This is a genomic window from Pantoea sp. X-Soil-ISGK-275 (assembly GCF_059730795.1).
Window position 1 is genome coordinate 2,181,149 of the sequence record NZ_AP035976.1, and the last position, 21,277, is coordinate 2,202,425.

Sequence of the window (21,277 nt, forward strand, 5' to 3'; positions counted from 1 at the left end):
CCCGCAGTGGGCTACACATGAAAAAATAGTTCGAGGATTTTGCAATGAAAAAATTATTTGCACTGGTGATCGCCGCTGCTATGGGTATGTCTTCTGTTGCTTTCGCTGCTGAAACAACTGCTGCTCCAGCCGCTGCTGCAACCACAACTGCTGCGCCAGTTAAACACAAAATGGCTCACCACAAAAAACCAGCTGCTCAGAAAGCGCAGGCTGCTAAGAAACACAAGAAAGTAGAGAAGAAAGCGCCAGCTGCACAGAAAGCTCAGGCCGCTAAAAAGCATCACAAAAAAGCAACCAAGCCAGCTGCACAGAAAGCACAGGCTGCTAAAAAGCACCACAAAAAAGCAACCAAGCCAGCTGCACAGAAAGCCCAGGCTGCTAAAAAGCACCACAAAGCAACCAAGCCAGCTGCACAGAAAGCTCAGGCTGCTAAAAAGCACCACAAAAAAGTAACCAAACCCGCTGCGCAGAAAGCTCAGGCAGCTAAAAAGCATCACAAAGTGAAAAAAGCAGCTAAATAAGATTCGCTTAGCGCCAACACCGTATTGATGATTGAAAACACCCGGTTATGCCGGGTGTTTATTTACTGGAGTAGCGAAAAATGGTGCGTCGCTATCGCTTCGAAATTATTCTGATTGTGATGATCCTCTGTGGCATAGTTGCAGCCAGCTTTTTTATCTAGTCGTTGTAGCGTGCTGATTACTCCAATATTTCTCCCTTTTTCACCGCTCACCGACTATAGTTATCGCTCAAGCGTGATGACAACAACTTCTACTTATTCTCGCCATTGAGAGAACTATGCGCCTGGCTATCCTGTTACTTGTTGGTCTTTTCAGTTTTAACCACACAGCACATGCCGATGATGAAGATGGGCCTAGCCCGGAAGACATCAAAACGTTGTTTTTTGGCAAAGATCATCGCCAGGCGATTAGCGACGTGAGCGCCGCGCCCTGGGATGCCATCGGTCAGTTAGAGACCGAAAGCGGTAACCTCTGCACTGCCACCCTGATTTCTGCTCATCTGGCGTTGACCGCCGGACACTGTTTATTGGCTCCGCCCGGCAAGTTTGATAAGCCAGTGGCGCTGCGTTTTATGGCCAGCGCTAAAGGCTGGCGTTACGAGATTCATGATATTGATGCGCGCGTTGAACCCTCTTTAGCGCGCCGGTTGCAGGCGGACGGCGAAGGCTGGATTGTGCCGCCGGGTGCCGCGCCCTACGATTATGGGCTGGTTATCTTGCATAATCCGCCGTCCGGTATTGTGCCGATTCCGTTGTTTGAGGGGTCGCGTGGCGATTTAACCGCCGCCTTGAAAACCACCCAACGCAAAGTGACGCAAGCCGGATATCCGGCCGATCATCTGGATACGCTCTATTCGCACAGCGATTGTTTAGTGACCGGTTGGGCGCAGCGCGCAGTGCTGTCGCACCAGTGCGATACCTTGCCAGGCGACAGCGGTTCGCCGCTGCTGTTGAAGAACGGTGATGAGTGGCAGCTGATTGCGGTACAGAGTTCGGCGCCCGCGCCGGCCGATCGTTATCGTGCCGATAACCGCGCGATTGCGGTGCCGTCCTTTAAAGATAAGCTGGAAGAGTTAGCGCAATAATCACGTAGGGTCGCCATTCATGGCGACCTCCATCACATCACTCTCTTGATTAACTCAACTGCTCCATCGCCTGCAGAATACGCTTATCCGAAATCGGATAAGGCGTGCCCAGCTGCTGCGCGAAATAGCTAATCCGCAGCTCTTCCAGCATCCAGCGAATCCCCTGTACTTCGGCATCATCCTGACGCTGCGGCGGCAATTTATTCCGCCACGTCTGCCAGGCCTGCTCCACCGCTTGCACTTTCAGCATGCGCGCACGATCGCTGTGTGGATCCACCGGCAGCTTCTCGAGGCGGCGTTCAATACCTTGCAGATAGCGCAGCGTATCACCGAGACGCGACCAGCCGTTGCCGGTGACGAAGCCGCGATACACCAGGCCATTCAGCTGCGCTTTGATATCGCCTAACGCCAACGCCAGCGACATATCTACGCGTCCCTTAAGGAACTTGTTGATATTGAACACGCAGGTCAGAATCTGTTCGACCTGCTTGGCGATGGTGACCACGGTTTCATTCAAATCAGCACGCACTTTGTCGTGCAGCTGTTCGAAGTCCTCCTGTTGCCATGCCGGACCGCCGGCATCCGCCATCAGCTTATCCACGCCGCAGGCGATGCAGTCATCGATCAGTTCCAGCACTTTGCCGTACGGATTGAAGTACAAACCGAGTTTGGCTTTGTTTGGCAGCTTCTCGTGCAGATACTTGGTCGGCGACGGAATATTGAGCAACAGCAGGCGGCGCTGGCCGCGCCACATCATTTTCTGCTGTTCCACTTCGTTATCGAACAGCCGAATCGCTACGCTGTCCTTTTCATCCACCAGCGCCGGCCAGGCTTTGACCTGATAGCTGCCGCGCTTCTGCTCGTAGCTTTGCGGCAAATCGCCAAAGCTCCAGATGTGCAACCCGCTCTGCTCGAGGCCATCGTCTGCCACTTTCGACAACGTTTCCTGCACTTTCCCTTTCAGCAGCAGCCGCAGCTGATGAAGATTTTTGCCTTCCTGCAGCTTACGGTTGTGTTCGTCGACCACGCGGAAAGTCATTTTTAGGTGATCGGGCACCTGATCCCACTGCCAGGCTTCACGGTCAATGGGGACGCCGGTCATGCGGCGGAATTCGCGTTCCAGCGCATCCAGCAACGGCAGTTCCATTGCGGTAACGCGTCCGAGAAACGCTTCGGCGTAGTTCGGCGCGGGCACCAGATTGCGGCGCACCGGCTTGGGCAGTGATTTGATCAGTGCGATAACCAGTTCGCGGCGCACGCCAGGAATTTGCCACTCGAAACCGGTCTCTTCGATTTGATTCAGCAGCGGCAGCGGAATATGCACCGTTACGCCATCGGCATCCGCGCCCGGTTCAAACTGATAGCTCAGCTTGAGTTTCAGGTTGCCCTGATGCCAGAAGTTGGGGTAATCGAGCTGGCTGACTTTGTCCGCGCCATCTTTGATCAGCATCTGCTTATCAAAGCTCAGCAGGTCCGGATTCTCTTTACTGGCCTGCTTCCACCACGCATCGAAATGGCGCGCTGAGACCACATCGCTGCCGATGCGGCGATCGTAGAAAGCGAACAGTGTTTCGTCATCGACCAGAATGTCGCGACGACGCGATTTGTGTTCCAGATCTTCAATTTCGTTACGCAGTTTCAGGTTGTTGCGGAAGAACGCGTGACGCGTCTGCCAATCGCCCTCCACCAGCGCATGACGGATAAACAGCTCGCGGCTCAGCTGAGGATCGATGCGGCTGTAATTGACCTTACGCGCCTGCACAATCGCCAGGCCGTACAGCGTCACTTTTTCCGTCGCCATCACCGCGCCCTGCGCTTTTTCCCAGTGCGGTTCGCTGTAGCTGCGTTTAATCAGATGCTGCGCCAGCGGTTCGATCCATTCCGGATCGATGCGCGCGGCAACGCGGCCCCACAAACGGCTGGTTTCCACCAGCTCCGCCACCATGGTCCACTTCGGCGGCTTCTTAAACAGGCCGGAACCGGGGAAGATGGAGAAGCGCGCGTTGCGAGCGCCGGTAAACTCCTGCTTGTCGTTATCTCTCTGCCCAATGTGCGACAGCAAGCCGGTAAGCAAAGCGCAGTGTACTTCACGATACGGCGCAGGTTCGCTGTTGACCGGCATACCTTGTTCCCGCACCACCTGACGTAACTGGGTGTAGATATCCTGCCATTCACGCACGCGCAGATAGTTAAGAAATTCGGTTTTACACAAGCGGCGGAAGTGATTGCTGGAGAGCGCTTTTTGCTGCTCCTGCAGGTAATTCCACAGATTCACGAAGGCGAGGAAATCGGACTCTTTATCCTCAAAACGACGATGTTTTTCGTCAGATGCCTGCTTTTTATCAGCGGGACGCTCGCGTGGATCCTGAATCGATAGCGCAGCAGTGATGATCATCGCTTCGCGCACGCAGCCAAATTTTTGCGCTTCCAGCACCATGCGCGCCATACGCGGATCGACCGGCAGCTGGGCGAGCTGGCGACCCGAAGGCGTCAGCTTGTAGGTTTCATCTTCACTCAGCGTGATGGCACCAAGCTCTTCCAGCAGGCGCACGCCATCCTGAATATTGCGCTTGTCCGGCGCTTCGACAAACGGGAAGGCAGCAATATCGCCTAGCCCCAGCGCGGTCATCTGCAGAATCACCGAGGCAAGGTTTGTACGCAGAATTTCGGGATCGGTAAATTCCGGGCGGCTGAGGAAATCGTCCTCGGAATAGAGGCGAATACAGATACCTTCCGAAACGCGCCCGCAGCGCCCTTTACGTTGATTGGCGGACGCCTGCGAAATCGGCTCAATCGGCAGGCGCTGCACTTTGGTGCGGAAGCTGTAGCGGCTGATACGCGCGGTGCCGGGATCGATAACGTATTTGATGCCAGGCACGGTCAGCGAGGTTTCTGCTACGTTGGTTGCCAGCACGATGCGGCGTCCGCTGTGCGACTGGAAAACGCGGTTTTGCTCGGCGTTCGACAGGCGCGCATACAGCGGCAGAATCTCGGTGTGCGCAATATCACGCTTCATCAGCGCATCGGCGGTATCGCGGATTTCGCGCTCGCCGCTCATAAAGATCAGAATGTCGCCGCGACTCTCTTGTCCCAGCTCATCGACCGCATCAAAAATCGCCTGCAGCTGATCGCGATCGGTGTCGTCAGCGTCCTCTACCATCGGGCGATAACGCACTTCCACCGGATAAGTACGCCCGGACACTTCAATCACCGGCGCATTGTGGAAATGGCGTGAGAAGCGCTGCGGATCGATGGTGGCTGACGTGATGATGACTTTTAAGTCGGGACGACGGGGCAACAGTTCGCGCAGATAACCAAGCAGGAAATCGATATTCAGGCTACGTTCGTGCGCTTCATCGATAATGATGGTGTCGTACTGCAGCAACAGGCGATCCTGCTGGATTTCCGCCAGCAGGATACCGTCGGTCATCAGCTTAACCTGGGTGGTTTCGCTCACCTGATCGTTGAAGCGCACCTTGTAACCTATGGTGCCGCCAAGCGAGGTTTCCAGCTCATCGGCAATGCGGTTCGCCACGGTGCGCGCCGCCAGACGACGCGGCTGCGTGTGACCAATCAGCCCTTTTACTCCGCGTCCCAGCGCCAGGCAGATTTTCGGCAGCTGCGTGGTTTTACCCGATCCGGTTTCACCCGCGACGATCACCACCTGATGCTGACTGATCGCATCGGCAATGTCCTGCTGCTTCTGACTGACCGGCAGGTTGTCCGGGAAAGTGATGCATGGTGTCGCCGCCGTGCGCTGCGCAAGGCGCTGCTCCGCCGCGACAAATTCCGGCTCCAGTTCAGCCACAATGCCCTGCTGCGCCGCAGGATTTTTCACCTTTGCAGCGCCCAGCAATCGACGTCGCAGACGTTGACTGTCGCGCAGCGTCAGATTATCGAGCCGCGGCCAAAGGGAGGCTAAAGGTGAAGAGTCGGATGATGACATAGCGATGCGTACCTGTTGTTGCAGCGGGCAGAGGGTTTCCCGGCGGATTCAAGCAATTAATGGTCGGCATCATAGCACATTTTGGAACACCTGCCTGAACGGGACGTGCGAGGTTATTCAATTATTTCGAACATAGATCTCGAAATATTGCGCTTTTACCTCGCGGGCTAACTCCGTACAGTGTAAAGCATTGAGCGGTAAGCCAACCGCGTAACGCACAGGAAAATACCATGAGCAAAGTTTTAGTTCTGAAATCAAGCATCCTCGCTGGTTACTCTCAGTCAAATCAACTGGCTGACTTCTACGCTGACGAAGCACGCGCTAAAGGTGATTCGGTTACCGTGCGTGATTTAGCCGCGCAGCCGATTCCGGTGCTGGATGGTGAGCTGGTTGGCGCACTGCGTCCATCCGACGCACCGCTCTCTCCGCGCCAGCAGGAAGCGCTGTCTCTCTCCGATGAGCTGATTGCTGAACTGCAAGCCCATGACACCGTGGTTATCGCCGCGCCAATGTACAACTTCAACATTCCAACTCAGTTGAAAAACTACTTCGACCTGATTGCCCGCGCTGGCGTGACTTTCCGTTACACCGAAGCAGGCCCGGAAGGTCTGGTAACCGGCAAACGTGCGGTGATTCTCTCCAGCCGTGGCGGCATCCACAAAGATACGGCCAGCGATCTGCTGACGCCATACGTGAAACTGTTCCTCGGCTTCATCGGTATCACTGACGTGGACTTCGTGTTCGCGGAAGGCATCGCTTATGGTCCAGAAGTGGCGACCAAAGCGGCGAACGATGCAAAAGACGCCATCAAGCAAATTGTTGCTGCGTAATCATTTTTCACTATGATGCATGCCCGTCAGGCTGATCTGACGGGCATTTTTTTTGCTGTTGTTTTCTAAGCGCTCCCAGCTCCATACTGCACTTCTTTGCCAGCCCCTGAATGGTCGATTTCAGCCCAGTAAAAGGAGATGAAGTGATACACCACAATCAATACGGTCAACCCATCGGTTTTGCGTTACCGGACTGGCAGCCCGCCACCTTCCCGCCCGCCGTCATTCTCACTGGTCGTTTTTGCCATCTTACACCGCTTCAACTCAGCCACGCCCCCGCCCTGTTTGCCGCCTTTTCACTGGCAGCCGACGATCGCGACTGGACCTGGCTCGGCGCATCGCAGCCGCAATCGTTAGCCGAAATGACCGACTGGGTCGCCAACAAAATCGGCGACAGTGGATTAATCAGTTATGCGGTGATCGATCAGGTTAAGCAGCAAGCGGTTGGCGCGGTCTGTCTCGCCAATATCGAGATGCAGAATGGCGCGATTGAGATTGGTCATGTCACCTGGTCGCCGCTGATGCAGCGCAACGTGTTGGGCAGTGAAGCAATATATCTGCTGTTGCAGCAGGCTTTCACGCTTGGTTATCGCCGCGTGGCGTGGCGTTGTGATTCCCTGAATCTGGCTTCACGACGCGCAGCAGAGCGTATCGGATTTACCTTTGAAGGCCGTTTTCGTCAGGCGATGACGCGCAAACAGCGCAATCGCGATACCGATTGGTTATCGATCATTGATAGCGAATGGCCAGCGATTCAGCAGGCGTTACGCCAATGGCTGGCGGCGGAGAACATGGATCAGCACGGGCGCGAAAGGCAAAAGCTGCGCAGCTTTTTCCCGGCGGATTGACGTTGTCTATACTGACTAGCTTTTATCAACAAATTGCAGAGGTACTCATGTCCAACGTATTTATTATCGGCGGCGCAGGCAACATTGGCCGTCGTCTGGCATCACTGCTGGCCGCAAACGGGCACGTCGCGCGCCCACTGTTTCGCAAAGCGGAACAGGAGCAGCCTTTGCGTGAAGTGGGTGCTGAGCCGGTTAATGGCGATTTAGCCGCGCTCGACGCTAAATCCCTCGCCGCGTTGATGACGGGCAGCGATGTGGTGGTGTTTACCGCTGGTGCCGGTGGCAAAGGCGGTGAAGAGATGACGAACGCCATTGATGGCAAAGGATTAACCACCGCCGTTGCTGCCGCGCAACAGGCTGGCATTTCACGCTTCTTGCTGGTCTCGGCGTTTCCCGAAGCGGGCAGAAATAAAAACCTCTCCGCCACCTTTGAAAACTACATGCGCGTGAAGAAAGCAGCCGATGTGGAGCTGGCGCAAAGCGATCTGGATTGGGTGATTTTACGCCCCGGCACGCTGACGGATGAGAAAGGCCATGGCAAGGTGCGTGCTGGTTTGGCCATCCCGTATGGCGATATTCCTCGCGATGACGTGGCGGCGACGCTGGCTGAACTCATCGCACAACCGGCTGTCAGCCGCGTGATCATTGAGTTGACCAGCGGAGAAATGCCGGTGCACGACGCGATTAAACCATTGGCATCACGCTAGCGCCTTCAACTTTCGGCTTCATCCAGTGAGCGCAGGTGGTCTTTTTTATTCAGCGTCATCAGCGCCGGAATACTGATCGCAGCCGTCACCATGATGTACCAGGCGGGGATATCGAGATTCCCCGTTTGCTTAATCAGGGAGGTGATGATCAATCCGGCACACCCCGAAAAAACCGCGTTAGAGAGTGAATAAGCCAGGCCCAGCCCGGTATAGCGAACGCGCGTGGGGAACATTTCAGCTAACATTGCCGGGCCTGGTCCTGCCAGCAACCCGACAATGCCACCCGCAACAAACACCACCAGTGCCTTGACCAGCAGCGTTGAAGAGTCGGCCTGCAACACGTTCAGTAACGGTAATGCCAGCACCAGCAACAAGCATGCCGCGAGAACCATTACGCTGCGGCGTCCAATTTTATCGCTAAGAATGCCAGCTGGGATAATGGTCGCAGCAAACCCTAGGTTGGAAATCACCGCAATCAACAGCGCCTGGTTGAAGCCGGTGTGCAGCGAAGATTGCAGATAGGTTGGCATGATCACCAGATAGGTATAACCCGCCGCTGACCACACCATCACGCGGCTGATCGCCAGCAAAATAATCCTAATCGTTGTGCCAAAACTGGCGCTCACCGCTGCCGGTTGTTGCGCGTTTTGCGTTTGTTGCTGACGCACAAAACTGGGCGTTTCTTCCATGCTGTAGCGCAGCCACAGCGCCACCATCCCCATCGGCAAGGCGAGGAAGAAAGGAACGCGCCAGCCCCAACTGTGCATCTGGTCTGCACTCAGCACCGCCGACAGCAACGCGACAATGCCAGCACCCGCCAGCAGGCCCAATGCCACGGTAAATGACTGCCAGGCACCGTAACGCCCACGCTGCCCTTTGGGGGCAAATTCCGTCATCAGTGACACCGCACCGCCGTATTCACCTCCGGCAAACAAGCCCTGCAAAATGCGCAGCCCGGTGATGATCAGCGGCGCCGCCACGCCAATGCTGGCATAGGTGGGAATAACGCCGATCGCAGTCGTCACCAGCGTCATCATGATCAAGACAAAAATCAGCGTAGGCTTGCGCCCAATACGATCGCCCATGCGGCCAAAAAATATCGCGCCCAGCGGACGGAAGAAAAAGGCGATGGCGAAGGAGGCGTAGGTCAGAATAATGCCGGTGAGCTCGGCTTCACCCTGCAGGCGAAAGAAGTTCTGCGCGATCACCGTCGCGAGGAAGCCATACACCGCAAACTCGTACCATTCAATGAAATTGCCCACTGAACCGGCGATTAAGGCGCGCTTCTGTGCAGCCGTTGTTGTTTGAGGCATTGAAATTCCTCTTAGCTATTTGAAAATTCCGGTCAAAATAGCGCTAAACGCGGAACCCGTTACGAAAGCTTGTTCTGTCTTAATTTCTTCGCTGCGAATATCCGCAAATCGCGCGAGCGCGCATTCCGCATCTGCCGCATCTATTTCTTCAAACTGCTTTTCAAATCCTTGACGGGTAAGTTGCGCAGTGCCGATTTCATCCGAGGTTTCCAGCACGGCAATCTGCTTAGCTTTGGTAAAAAAACTGTAGTTAGGCATTTAAAGCTCCTTATACGTCGATAAAAACTTATTTACGCAGCCACTGTCCATTGATGCCGCGCACATACTCGCCGCTACCCGCGCGGTTCACCAGTTTCTCGCCGGCAATGCGCGCCACTTCACTGGCAGTTAGGTTATTTTGCTGCGCCACGCGCTGATATTGCTGCAGGCGGCCATCGTTGATGCGCTTGACCAGTGCCAGCGTTTCTTCGTCCTGCTGACGCGCCGCCACATAGCCGCTGAGCGTTTCACCTACGCGCCCTTGTTGACGCGCCTCATCCAGCGTGAGCGCCCAGGCAGAAGGCATCAGCAGCAGCGCTGCAAGCAGCGCGATCCCCTTGCGTTTCAAAATGCTTCTCCTCAAAACAGTCCGCTCTGATTCTTCAGCAGCGCTTCCACATCTTTATCCACCTTGATGTGAATCTCATGCTCAATTTTGACGTTCATATTGATGGTGATTGGCTCTTTCGGCGCCGCAACTTCAATGCGCGGCACGCAGCCAATCAGCGGCAGCCAGGCTGCCAGCACCAGTAATGCCCTGAGGCTCATGGTTGGGGATCCTTCTTCGAGGGTAAGGTGGCATTTTGCTCCACCCAGGATTGCAAATTATCGCCAAAGCGCAGACTGCGCCACAGCTGGAACAGATTTTCCTGATGCCGGTAGTTCAGATTGACGGTCTGACGGCGGTTGCTGAACTGGCTGACGCCTTTCACTTCCGACTGCATGATCAGATTGCCGAAGTTATCCAGATCGATAGTGGCCCATGAACGCGAGATCTCCATATAGCGCAGCCAATCCAGTGCTGCTCCGGCCGCAAAGTTATTGCTGACAATGGCATCCGCCATGTCTTTATCCAGCCGGAAGGTCAGCGGGCCGCTATTGGCGATCCAGCCCTTTTCAATCAGCCATTGCGGATTGTTCACCCACAGCGGCAACTCGCCATTAACCTTGCCAGACATGGCAAACTGCTTGGGTTTAATCGCGCTAACCAGCTTGCTGAGATTGATCTCTTTCAGCGAGACGCGCGCCGCTTCATGCTGCGGCATACGCAGCTCGGGCATGCTAACGTGACCGCCTAACAGATCAAGGTTGACGTTGCTGAGCGTTAACGGCTGGCGCTCCTGCCACGGATAGTGACCTTGCAAATCAGCGGTGATGTTTTGCAGCGAGAACTGATTTTTCACTTCGGCGATCCGCAGTGAAACCGGACCGCGCCGTCCAAGCTGCCATTGATGATCCTTCAGGCGGAACGGCAGCGAGAAATCGATACCGTTGATTTCACTGTCCGGCATCCACAGGCTGCCGTTTTTCACCGTCCAGTGACCGCCCGCTTCAAAGCCCTGCTCGCTGGCGGCCGAGAATGCCACCTGCGCGCGCAGTTCACCCGACTGAATACGCATTTTTAAATCGCTGCTGAGCAGCGGCTGGAACACCGTCAACGACTGCGCTGGCCACCATGCTTCGCCACGCAGACGTTCGCCGTCCCAGCGGCCATGTACGCGCACCGGGCCAATATCCTCAGCCGTCAGCTGACCGCGCCAGATAAACTGGCTGGGATCGCGGCCTTTGGCTTCAAAATTAAGCTCTGATGGCGGCAGCCAGCCGCCATAATTGAATTGAGTTTGACCCGACTTCAGCGTGAAGCCGCCGTTAAACGCCGGATGATCCGGATCACGCTGCCAGCGCACCGGCGCGTTGAGCGTCAGGCGCGGTTTAGCCACCTGCACCATGCCGTACGCCAGCTGATCGAAACCGGTATTCAGGGTGTCGAGGCTGATCAAGGTGTCTTGCCAACTGCCGGTGCCCTTCACGTCCCATTTGGCAGAGAGCGGCTCGATCTGACCGTCCCCCCAATAACGCCAGTTCCACACGCCGCTGTCCGGCCAGAAATCGCTGGCGCGTCCATCAAGATGCAACCTGAAACGACCAAAACTGGGATCGTGTGCCTTGAGGATCGCCTGCAGGCGGCCATTGATGCCACGCGACGCCACCGTCACGCCCGCCAACGGCCAGCGCGCTTCGTCTACTTCCAGCGTTGAGAGCAAGCGACCGCGCAAACGCAGCAGCGCACCCTGTTTCAGGCTCAACTGCGGATCGGTCAACACGCCATGCAGCAAGCCGGGCATGCTGCCAAATAGCTGCAGATCGGCGAATTTGCTTTCGCCGGTCAACTGGAACGGCAAGGCGCTGTCAACCATGCTCAGCTTGCCAGGGCCAACGCTTAATACCAGATTGCCTTTGCCGCCGCGCCCTTGCGTCAGCAGGTTGAATCGCCCGCTGACCAGCGTGTTTTCCATTCCTTGCTGCCAGTTTTCCAGCGTCACGGCCATGCCGCCCGATAGCGGCTGATCGGCCTGCGGCCTGCGCCATTGACCTTGCGTAATGCGAATCTGCCGCTCGTCGACCTGCCACGGCAGCTGCAGCAGCGGCTGATCGTCATCCTGCTGTTTCACCGTCAATGTGCCTTGCTGTTGCTGCCAGTTGAGCGTCAGTGCTAACGGCTGCGGCCACTGCACAACATTGAGGTCAGCACTGAGTTCGCCCGCCACTGGCAAGCCATCAGCAAAGGTTGGCAAAGTGACATCGCCATGCAGATTGAGCGGTTTGGGGAGCAGAGGATGACTGAGTTGCAGCTGGGCAATCTGCAGCAACTGGCCTTGCAAACGCGCATCCACATTGAGGTTGTCGCCCTGATAATGCAGCTGCTGCACCTCTTTATCTAAGGTGAAATCGAAACGACCGGCATATTGCTGCCACGGCAGAATGGTGATTTTTTGCAGATGCACATCGGCGCCAGGCAACATCTTCTGCCAGTCGGCCAGACTGCGCGGCGCACCGCTGGCTTCGCTGTGCTGCAGCGATTGCAGACAGTCGCTGTTAAGTTGCACGTCATACGCGCTGAGTTGCCAGCGCTTTTGCTGCCAGCCCAGCGCCGCATCGCTGACTTTTGCCAGTTCACAGTCGCCCGCCAGATAACGCACCGCCGGGAAATGCAGCGCACCTTGCTGCCAGCGCGGCGTGCCGTTGAGTTCCACGCGGGTATTTTCGGGCAACCAGATACCGGCCAGACGCGGCAACCATTGCGTCAGCGTCAGCAGCAATCCCAATAGCAGCAGTATCAGCGCCAGCAGCGCAGCAAGTGTTCGGCGAAGGCCACGCGTCATGGCAGTTAACGTTCCTGTTCTTTACACAATCCTGACGAGGAGCCAAATGATGGCATGTTACGTCCGGCAAATGAAGGTGTTAGCGACATAGTCTGGCTGAAGAACAGCAAAATGACGCGGAAAACGTTATCCTGTTGTGATACCGACGTTGCATTTTTCAGGAGCGAAACAATGAAAGTTGCGGTTTACAGCACCAAGCATTACGACCAGAAATACCTTGAACACGTCAACGGCAGCTACGGATTTGAGCTGCAGTTTTTTGACTTCCTGCTGACACCGGCGACGGCAAAAAACGCTGCGGGCTGTGATGCGGTGTGTATTTTCGTCAACGATGATGCCAGCAAAGAGGTGCTGGAAGAGTTGGCGACGCTGGGCGTGAAGCACATTGCGCTGCGCTGTGCCGGTTTCAATAACGTCGATCTGGCGGCGGCGAAAGCGCTGGGCTTAAACGTAGTGCGCGTCCCGGCGTATTCGCCGGAAGCGGTGGCCGAGCATGCGGTTGGCCTGATGATGACGCTGAATCGTCGCATTCATCGCGCTTATCAACGCACGCGCGATGCCAACTTCTCGCTGGATGGTTTAACCGGCTTCAACATGCACAACAAAACTGCGGGCGTGGTTGGGACCGGCAAGATTGGTATCGCGGCGATGCGAATCCTCAAAGGATTTGGCATGCGCCTGTTGGCATTCGATCCCTATCCAAGCCAGGCGGCGCTGGAGCTGGGTGCGGAATATGTCGATCTCAAAACGCTGTTCGCCGAAGCCGATGTGATTACGCTGCACTGCCCGTTAACGCCGGAAAATCACCATCTGCTTAACGCGCAGGCGTTCAGCCAAATGAAAGATGGCGTGATGATCATCAACACTAGCCGCGGCGGTTTGATTGATTCACAGGCAGCCATTGACGCGCTCAAACAGCAGAAGATTGGTTCGTTGGGGATGGATGTATATGAAAACGAGCGCGATCTGTTCTTTGAAGACAAATCGAATGACGTGATTCAGGATGATGTGTTTCGTCGTCTGTCGGCCTGTCACAACGTGCTGTTCACCGGCCATCAGGCTTTCCTGACCGCTGAAGCGCTCACAGCGATTTCAGAAACCACCCTCAGCAACTTGCAGCAGCTGGAGCGCGGCGAAACCAGCCCGAATCAGGTCACTGCTTAAACCTTCTGCGCCTGCCTTAGCGGGCGCAGCTTCCCCCCATCAGCGCCTGTTCGTCACAACGACGACCATTGGCCAACTGGCACATACCGATGCGTGAGCCGTCTAACTGACGCGAAAACGCCAGCGATCCCCCGGCATTACTACAATTCACTTCAGCCATTGATGACATCATAACGCGCGGTTGTACGTGGGCGGCAGTAGCTTGTTGCGGCGGTTCGTTATCACTGTTGCTGCTGCAGGCAGAAAGTAACAAGGTGGCGCCAGCCAGCAGGAAGAGAGCGGCTTTCATCGATGGGGCTCCGGGGATTGAGCGAAAAAGTCGCACCAGAATATGTCAGGTGCGCTAAGGGATCGATAGGCGACACAGCTTTTTACAAAATTTAATTTCATTGTTTACAAGCAGAATTATCCTGTTTGAGATATTTCCGCCCTTTTCACCCGGCGGATTGTTTGTTTATCAACCACTAAGGAGAGATCGATGTTGACGGATATGCTGATCCGCATCGCGCTGGCCGGGATTCTCGGCGGACTGATCGGCCTGGAAAGGCAATTGCGCGCCAAAGAAGCCGGTTTGCGCACCCATATTTTGGTCGGTATCGGCAGCGCGATGTTTATGCTGGTATCGAAATATGGCTTTGCCGACATGTTAGTCAGCGATCATGTGGCGCTCGATCCCAGCCGTATTGCGGCGCAGGTGGTGAGCGGCATGGGCTTTCTCGGCGCCGGTACCATCATTATTCAGAAGCAAGTGGTGAAAGGTCTCACCACCGCCGCCGGTTTATGGGTTACTGCGGCGATTGGTCTGGTGATCGGTAGTGGCATGTATGAAATCGGCATTTACGGCACCGTGCTGGCGCTGGTGGTGCTGGAGACGTTCCGTCGCATCAGTCACTGGCTGATTGGCCGTCATCATACGTTGCTGGTGCATCTCAAACCGAAAAGCGTCCCGCTGGTGTTACTGGTGCTGCAACGTGAGAATGTGCGCTACGGCCATATCGCCGTGGTGAATCGTGATGAAGAAATTGGCCTGTGCGAGTTAAGCGTAGAGGTGACATTGTCACGACGCACGCCGATGCATAACATCTATGACAAAGTGATGGAAATCAAGGGCGTTCAGTCGCTGGAGATGATGTAAAAATCAGCAATGTTAGATTCCGGTGCGCTGCCATCTCGCAAGCACACAGACGAAAAAGTCGCGTCAAAGCCCTTTGCTAAACTGAACTGATAACCCCCGTAAATTTTACGGGTTTCTCAGCGTAGCAAAGGACGATTTATGATTACCGTCGACGGTAACGGTGCAGTGGCTTCGGTCGCCTTCCGCACCAGCGAAGTGATTGCCATTTATCCCATCACGCCCAGCTCGACCATGGCCGAGCTGGCGGATAGCTGGTCAGGCGAAGGCCGCCGGAATATCTGGGGTGATGTGCCGCGCGTGGTTGAGATGCAATCGGAAGGCGGCGCGATCGCCACCGTGCACGGCGCGCTGCAAACCGGCGCACTCTCGACCACTTTCACCTCGTCGCAGGGATTGCTGTTGATGATCCCCACGCTCTACAAACTGGCTGGCCAGCTGACGCCATTTGTTCTGCACGTCGCGGCGCGTACCGTGGCAACGCACGCGCTGTCTATTTTTGGCGATCACTCCGATGTCATGGCGGTGCGTCAAACCGGCTGTGCGCAACTCTGCGCCTCCAGCGTGCAGGAAGCACAGGATTTTGCCCTGATTGCACAAATCGCCTCGCTGAATAGCCGCATCCCTTTTATCCACTTCTTCGATGGCTTCCGCACCTCGCATGAAATCAACAAGATCGTGCCGATCAGCGATGAAACCTTGCAGACGCTGATGCCCGCCGAGGCGATTAATGCCCATCGTGCCCGCGCGTTAACGCCGGATCGCCCGACGATTCGCGGGACATCCGCCAATCCTGATACCTATTTCCAGTCACGTGAAGCCACTAACCGCTGGTACGACGATTGCACCCAGCATGTAGAAGACGCAATGAACGCGTTTGGCGTAAATACCGGCCGCCATTATCAGCCGTTTGAGTTTTACGGCCATCCACAGGCTGAACGCGTGATTGTGATGATGGGCTCCGGCTGCGGCACCGCCGAAGAGGCGATTGATGTGATGCTGCAGCGCGGCGAGAAAGTCGGGCTGGTGAAAGTGCGCCTTTATCGCCCGTTTTCGGCGGCGCATTTGCTGCAAAAGATCCCCGCTTCCGCCCAACGAATTGCGGTGCTCGATCGCACCAAGGAGCCCGGCGCGCTGGGCGAACCGCTGTTCCTGGATGTGATGACCGCGCTGGCTGAAGCCTACAGCCGTGGCGAGCGCGCAACGCTGCCGAAGGTGATTGGCGGTCGCTATGGTTTGTCGTCGAAAGAGTTCGCACCCGATGCGGTGCTGGTAGTGTTCCGCGCCTTGCAGCGCGATCAACCGCCAGCGCGTTTTACCGTCGGCATTTACGACGACGTCACCCATCTTTCGCTACCGATAGAAACCAATATCGTGCCGAATCGCGCACGGCTCGAAGCGCTGTTTTATGGTTTGGGCAGCGACGGCAGCGTCAGCGCCAGCAAAAACAACCTAAAGATAATCGGCAACGCCACGCCGTGGCACGTGCAGGGTTATTTCGTCTATGACTCAAAGAAAGCTGGCGGCCTGACAGTTTCCCATCTGCGCGTCAGTGAGTATCCGATTCAATCCGCCTATCTGATTCAGCAAGCCGACTTCATTGGTTGCCATCAGCTGCAGTTTATCGATAAATATTCGATGCTCGATCAGCTTAAACCGGGCGGGATTTTTCTGCTCAATACGCCCTACAGCGCTGAGGACGTGTGGTCGCGCCTGCCGCAGGAAGTGCAGAGCCAACTCAACGATAAACAGGCGCGATTCTATGTGATCAACGCGGCGCGTATTGCCCGCGAATGCCAGCTGGGCGCGCGCATCAACACCGTGATGCAGATGGCCTTTTTCCAGCTGACCCAGATTTTGCCGGGCGATAGCGCGTTAACTGAACTGCAAAACGCCATTGCGCGCAGCTATAGCAGCAAAGGTGAAGAGCTGGTGCAGCGTAACTGGCAAGCGCTAGCGATGGCACAACAAGCGCTGCAGCCAGTGCCGCTAAAGCCGGTAGACGATCGCAGCCCACATCGCCCGCCAGTGGTAGCTGATAGCGCACCCGATTTTGTCAAAACCGTCACTGCAGCGATGCTGGCCGGCCTTGGCGATAAATTGCCGGTTTCGGCGCTACCGCCGGATGGAACCTGGCCGGTTGGCACCACTAAGTGGGAAAAACGTAATATCGCTGAAGCCGTGCCGATCTGGCAGCCCGATCTCTGTACCCAGTGCAACCATTGCGTCGCCGCCTGCCCGCACTCCGCGATTCGCGCCAAAGTGGTTGATCCTGCAGCGCTGGCAGATGCGCCAGCTTCGCTCGCTTCACTGGATGTGAAATCGCGCGATATGCGCGGACAGAAATACGTGTTGCAAGTGGCACCGGAAGATTGCACCGGCTGTAATCTGTGCGTCGAAGTGTGCCCGGCCAGCGATCGCCAGCATCCGGAAATCAAAGCCATCAACATGAAATCACGCCTCGAGCATGTTGAGACGGAAAAGGCCAATTACGCTGCTTTCCTCGCGCTGCCTGAGATCACCGCCGAGCAGCTGGAACGTATTGATATCCGCACCTCGCAGCTGATCACGCCGCTGTTTGAATATTCCGGTGCCTGTTCGGGCTGCGGTGAAACGCCCTATATCAAACTGTTAACGCAGCTGTATGGCGATCGTCTGCTGATTGCCAATGCCACCGGCTGCTCCTCCATTTACGGCGGCAATCTGCCTTCCACGCCATACACCACCAATGCCGAAGGTCGCGGTCCGGCGTGGGCGAATTCGCTGTTTGAAGATAACGCCGAATTTGGTTTGGGCTTCCGCTTGAGCGTCGATCAGCAGAAACAGCGCGCGCTCAGATTACTGAATCAATGCGCGGCGCAGTTACCGGCGGAATTGGTTGATGCACTAAAAGGTGACAATGTCACCATATCGCAACGACGCGAGCAAATTGAACAGCTGCGCGCCCTGCTTGCTGCGTCATCGCAGCCGGAAGCCAAAGCCTTACATGATGCAGCCGATGCGCTGGTAGAAAAATCAGTTTGGTTGATAGGTGGTGATGGCTGGGCGTACGACATTGGTTACGGCGGCCTCGATCACGTGATGAGCCTGAGCGAAAACGTCAACGTGCTAGTGCTGGATACGCAGTGCTACTCGAATACCGGCGGACAGGCATCAAAAGCGACGCCGCTCGGCGCGGTGACTAAGTTTGGCGAACAAGGCAAACGCAAGGCGCGTAAAGATCTCGGCATGTCGACGCTGCTGTATGGGCATGTGTATGTGGCGCAGATTTCACTGGGCGCGCAGCTCAATCAAACCGTGAAAGCGATTCAGGAAGCGGAAGCCTGGCCGGGACCGTCGCTGATCATCGCTTACAGCCCGTGTGAAGAACATGGCTATGATCTTGCCTACAGCCACGAGCAGATGCGCCTGCTGACCACCAGCGGTTTCTGGCCGCTGTATCGCTTTGATCCACGACGCGCGGAGCAAGGGAAAGCCGCGCTGGCGCTGGATTCGCGTCCGCCGACCTCCGAACTGGAACAGGCATTAATGAACGAGCAGCGTTTCCGCCAGTTGCAAACCCAGCGGCCTGAAGAAGCGTCACAGTTGTGGCGCGATGCAACGGAAGCCGCCAGTCAGCGTTATCAGCGGCTGGCGGAGTTAGCAGGGAAAACCGAGAAAAGCGAGTAGATGAAAAAGCCCGGTGCCCTGCGCCGGGTGTTACTCTAATCGTGCAATGACGCTATCATCAGAAAAGAGATCACTTCAGGCTAGCATTCGCGCCCGCAATCCGTACCATACGCAGTCATGTTTATAGGGTTTATTGCCGCTGAAGATTGCTTCAGCCGCTAACGGCCCTCGCCTTCACTCTCAAGCGTGAAAATAATGTCAGAAAATCAAGAAGTAACAAAAAAAGAGCAGTACAACCTCAATAAACTGCAGAAGCGTTTGCGTCGCAACGTGGGCGAAGCCATTGCTGACTTCAACATGATTGAAGAAGGCGATCGCATCATGGTTTGTCTGTCTGGTGGTAAAGACAGCTACACCATGCTGGAAATCCTGCGTAATTTGCAGCAGAGCGCGCCGGTGAACTTCTCGCTGGTGGCGGTGAATCTCGACCAGAAACAGCCCGGTTTCCCGGAGCATATTCTGCCGGCCTATCTGGAACAACAGGGCGTTGAGTATCACATCGTTAACGAAGACACCTATTCCATCGTTAAAGATAAAATTCCTGAAGGCAAAACCACCTGCTCGCTCTGTTCACGTCTGCGCCGCGGTATTCTGTATCGCACCGCCACCGAGTTGGGTTGTACTAAGATCGCCTTAGGTCACCATCGCGACGATATCCTGCAGACCATGTTCTTAAACATGTTCTACGGCGGCAAGATGAAAGGCATGCCACCCAAACTGATGAGCGACGACGGTAAACATATCGTGATTCGCCCGCTGGCTTATTGCCGCGAGAAAGACATCATTCGTTTTGCCGAAGCGCGCCAGTTCCCGATCATTCCGTGCAACCTGTGCGGTTCGCAGCCGAATCTGCAACGTCAGGTGGTTGCCGATATGCTGCGCGACTGGGATAAACGTTATCCAGGCCGTATCGAAACCATGTTTACCGCGATGCAGAATGTGGTGCCATCACATATGGCCGACATCAATCTGTTCGATTTCAAAGGCATCAAACACGGTGATGCCGTGGTAGATGGCGGTGATTTGGCGTTTGATCGTGAAAGCTTGCCGGTGCAGCCTGCGGGATGGCAGCCAGAAGAGGACGACGCGCCCAATCTCAGCGTACGTCTTGATGTGCTGGAAATTAAATAACCGGTTTTGCTGTTAAATAAGGCGCGTCGCTTCGACTACGCGCCTTTTTTATTAGCGGTGCGGTGGTGGATCCTGGATCGGCGGAAATTCGGGATCGTACGGAGGTTGTGCGGGTGGTATCGGCTGCGGTTGTGGAATCGGTTCGGGAATCGGTGGTGGATCGGTAGGAATTGGTTCGCTGGCAATGATCGCTTGCATGCCCTTCTCCTTGTCTCTGAATGTCCTTTAAGCATAGGAAAGGATGCGTATTCAAGCCAAGCGGGCAAAAAAAAGCCGGCGGATGGGCCGGCGTCGTACGAATCAAATGTGCTATGCAGTAATTCAAAAAAGGAAGTAAGACAATATGGAGCGCAACGCCCATCGCTTGACGTTGCATTCACCTGCGGGAAAGAGTTTGCCCCGATTGTCCTGGTGGGATATTGATATCGATCAGGTTTAATCCGCTTTTCTGCCTTACAACCATTTCCGCCGTTTCAGCCATATCGCCACACCGCCCACCATCACCAGCAGCAGCACGCAGAAGGCGGTGAAACCCAGCGCCCAATTGCCGCCAGGAATGCCGCCGAGGTTGACGCCGAATAAACCGGTGAGGAAGGTGGCTGGCAGGAAGATCATCGCCATCAACGACATGGTATAAGTGCGACGGTTCATCGATTCCGCAAGGATTGACGCCACTTCATCTGCCAGAATCGAGGTTCGCGCCACGCCCGCATTGAGATCGTCCAGTCCACGGCCCAGACGATCGGCGACCTCTTGCATGCGGCGGCGATCGTCATCGTTCATCCACGCCATCTTCTCGATGGCCAGCCGCGCGTAGACATCGCGCTGCGGTGCCATATAACGACGCATCACAATCAGCTGTTTACGCAGCAGCGCCAAATCGCCGCGCGCAGGTACTTCCTGATTCATTAACGCATCTTCCAGTTCGATAATTTTATCGTGCATCTCTTCGATAAATTCACTGGCGTGATCGGTTAACGCATCGCACACATCCACCAGCCAGCTGCCGCCATCAACCGGACCATTACCGTTTTGCAGATCGGTCAGCACGGCATCAATAGCGTACACTTTGCGACGGCGCGTCGAGACAATCAGCTTATCGTTGATAAACACGCGCATTGCCACCAGCTGATCCGGACGCGAATCAGCATTGTGGTTCACGCTACGCAGCACAATCATGAAGCCGTCGCCAAGGCGCGTGACGCGCGGACGCATGCTGTCGCCCGCCAGCGCGTCACGCACAGAATCGGGGATCAGTGGCGTGTTTTGCAGCCATTCCGCACTTTGCCGTTGGGTGTAATTGAGGTGCAACCAGCAGGGACGTTCGCAGTTGATGACGTCTTTATCTTCGATGGGGATCATGCCGCCTGCGCCGTCCAGCTGACAGGACACAATGGCATCGGATACTTGTAACGCTTTTCCTTCAATGACGTTCACGCACTCGCCTCACTATCAAAATCAATACGATACAGTCTAGCGTGGCGCAGACCAGTTGCAATCATCAGGCTGT

The 21,277-nt window shown here is 55.6% G+C and carries 19 protein-coding genes; 10 read left to right on the forward strand and 9 right to left on the reverse strand.

The window, feature by feature from the left end; translation table 11 throughout:
• Positions 1–44: 44 nt before the first annotated feature.
• The 3 genes from asr to AC6I8A_RS10165 all read left to right on the forward strand — a co-directional run bounded on the left by asr (position 45) and on the right by AC6I8A_RS10165 (position 1,605).
• Complete coding sequence (gene asr / locus AC6I8A_RS10155) at positions 45–521, forward strand: acid resistance repetitive basic protein Asr (RefSeq protein ID WP_008106410.1); 477 nt, start codon at positions 45–47, stop codon at positions 519–521.
• 80 nt (positions 522–601) lie between these two features.
• Complete coding sequence (gene ydgU / locus AC6I8A_RS10160) at positions 602–682, forward strand: small membrane protein YdgU (protein ID WP_455843913.1); 81 nt, start codon at positions 602–604, stop codon at positions 680–682.
• Positions 683–798: 116 nt separating this feature from the next.
• Positions 799–1,605, forward strand: coding sequence for a trypsin-like serine peptidase (locus AC6I8A_RS10165; RefSeq protein ID WP_154193524.1), 807 nt, complete (start codon positions 799–801; stop codon positions 1,603–1,605).
• A gap of 49 nt (positions 1,606–1,654) precedes the next feature.
• On the opposite strand, the gene hrpA is transcribed toward AC6I8A_RS10165, so the two are convergent.
• On the reverse strand, positions 1,655–5,551 hold the full coding sequence (gene hrpA, locus AC6I8A_RS10170; RefSeq protein WP_497818422.1) for an ATP-dependent RNA helicase HrpA: 3,897 nt from the start codon (positions 5,549–5,551) through the stop codon (positions 1,655–1,657).
• Positions 5,552–5,781: 230 nt separating this feature from the next.
• Here hrpA and AC6I8A_RS10175 point away from each other — a divergent pair, with 230 nt between their 5' ends.
• The 3 genes from AC6I8A_RS10175 (at position 5,782) to AC6I8A_RS10185 (ending at position 7,936) form a co-directional block, all read left to right on the forward strand.
• The gene (locus AC6I8A_RS10175) at positions 5,782–6,381 is read left to right on the forward strand and encodes an FMN-dependent NADH-azoreductase (RefSeq protein WP_222182197.1); all 600 of its coding nucleotides are present in this window, start codon (positions 5,782–5,784) and stop codon (positions 6,379–6,381) included.
• A 110-nt stretch (positions 6,382–6,491) separates the two neighbouring features.
• On the forward strand, positions 6,492–7,229 hold the full coding sequence (locus AC6I8A_RS10180) for a GNAT family N-acetyltransferase (protein ID WP_497818423.1): 738 nt from the start codon (positions 6,492–6,494) through the stop codon (positions 7,227–7,229).
• A gap of 47 nt (positions 7,230–7,276) precedes the next feature.
• Entirely contained in the window at positions 7,277–7,936 is a 660-nt protein-coding gene (locus tag AC6I8A_RS10185) for an SDR family oxidoreductase (RefSeq protein ID WP_256696519.1), read from the forward strand.
• Positions 7,937–7,941: 5 nt separating this feature from the next.
• Here AC6I8A_RS10185 and AC6I8A_RS10190 read toward each other — a convergent pair whose 3' ends face one another.
• Genes AC6I8A_RS10190 through AC6I8A_RS10210 form a run of 5 tightly spaced genes read right to left on the reverse strand, consistent with a single transcriptional unit; the run spans position 7,942 to position 12,671 of the window.
• The gene (locus tag AC6I8A_RS10190; protein WP_497818424.1) at positions 7,942–9,249 is read right to left on the reverse strand and encodes an MFS transporter; all 1,308 of its coding nucleotides are present in this window, start codon (positions 9,247–9,249) and stop codon (positions 7,942–7,944) included.
• Between the two features lie 15 nt (positions 9,250–9,264).
• Entirely contained in the window at positions 9,265–9,507 is a 243-nt protein-coding gene (locus tag AC6I8A_RS10195; RefSeq protein WP_497818425.1) for a hypothetical protein, read from the reverse strand.
• A 28-nt stretch (positions 9,508–9,535) separates the two neighbouring features.
• Positions 9,536–9,856 carry a YdbL family probable chaperone protein gene (locus AC6I8A_RS10200; RefSeq protein ID WP_101764307.1) on the reverse strand — a complete coding sequence of 107 codons (321 nt, stop codon included), beginning with the start codon at positions 9,854–9,856 and terminating at the stop codon, positions 9,536–9,538.
• A gap of 11 nt (positions 9,857–9,867) precedes the next feature.
• A complete protein-coding gene (locus AC6I8A_RS10205) occupies positions 9,868–10,056 on the reverse strand; it encodes a YnbE family lipoprotein (protein WP_008106429.1) in 189 nt (62 codons plus the stop codon).
• Positions 10,053–12,671, reverse strand: coding sequence for a YdbH family protein (locus AC6I8A_RS10210; protein ID WP_497818426.1), 2,619 nt, complete (start codon positions 12,669–12,671; stop codon positions 10,053–10,055). The genes AC6I8A_RS10205 and AC6I8A_RS10210 overlap by 4 nt, the downstream gene beginning before the upstream one ends.
• 171 nt (positions 12,672–12,842) lie before the next feature.
• Between AC6I8A_RS10210 and AC6I8A_RS10215 the strand changes: the two genes are divergently transcribed.
• Complete coding sequence (locus AC6I8A_RS10215; protein WP_256696522.1) at positions 12,843–13,835, forward strand: 2-hydroxyacid dehydrogenase; 993 nt, start codon at positions 12,843–12,845, stop codon at positions 13,833–13,835.
• Between the two features lie 16 nt (positions 13,836–13,851).
• On the opposite strand, the gene AC6I8A_RS10220 is transcribed toward AC6I8A_RS10215, so the two are convergent.
• The gene (locus AC6I8A_RS10220; protein ID WP_064738768.1) at positions 13,852–14,124 is read right to left on the reverse strand and encodes a putative hemolysin; all 273 of its coding nucleotides are present in this window, start codon (positions 14,122–14,124) and stop codon (positions 13,852–13,854) included.
• 189 nt (positions 14,125–14,313) lie between these two features.
• Here AC6I8A_RS10220 and AC6I8A_RS10225 point away from each other — a divergent pair, with 189 nt between their 5' ends.
• The 3 genes from AC6I8A_RS10225 (at position 14,314) to ttcA (ending at position 19,767) form a co-directional block, all read left to right on the forward strand.
• Positions 14,314–14,970 carry an MgtC/SapB family protein gene (locus AC6I8A_RS10225; protein ID WP_008106437.1) on the forward strand — a complete coding sequence of 219 codons (657 nt, stop codon included), beginning with the start codon at positions 14,314–14,316 and terminating at the stop codon, positions 14,968–14,970.
• A gap of 138 nt (positions 14,971–15,108) precedes the next feature.
• Positions 15,109–18,636 (forward strand): pyruvate:ferredoxin (flavodoxin) oxidoreductase, encoded by a 3,528-nt coding sequence (gene nifJ / locus AC6I8A_RS10230; protein ID WP_497818427.1) that lies wholly within the window; start codon positions 15,109–15,111, stop codon positions 18,634–18,636.
• Between the two features lie 195 nt (positions 18,637–18,831).
• On the forward strand, positions 18,832–19,767 hold the full coding sequence (gene ttcA, locus AC6I8A_RS10235; protein ID WP_008106443.1) for a tRNA 2-thiocytidine(32) synthetase TtcA: 936 nt from the start codon (positions 18,832–18,834) through the stop codon (positions 19,765–19,767).
• Between the two features lie 51 nt (positions 19,768–19,818).
• Here ttcA and AC6I8A_RS10240 read toward each other — a convergent pair whose 3' ends face one another.
• Positions 19,819–19,965 carry a hypothetical protein gene (locus AC6I8A_RS10240; RefSeq protein ID WP_008106445.1) on the reverse strand — a complete coding sequence of 49 codons (147 nt, stop codon included), beginning with the start codon at positions 19,963–19,965 and terminating at the stop codon, positions 19,819–19,821.
• Between the two features lie 255 nt (positions 19,966–20,220).
• Positions 20,221–21,204 (reverse strand): zinc transporter ZntB, encoded by a 984-nt coding sequence (gene zntB / locus AC6I8A_RS10245; protein ID WP_256696524.1) that lies wholly within the window; start codon positions 21,202–21,204, stop codon positions 20,221–20,223.
• Positions 21,205–21,277: the final 73 nt, after the last annotated feature.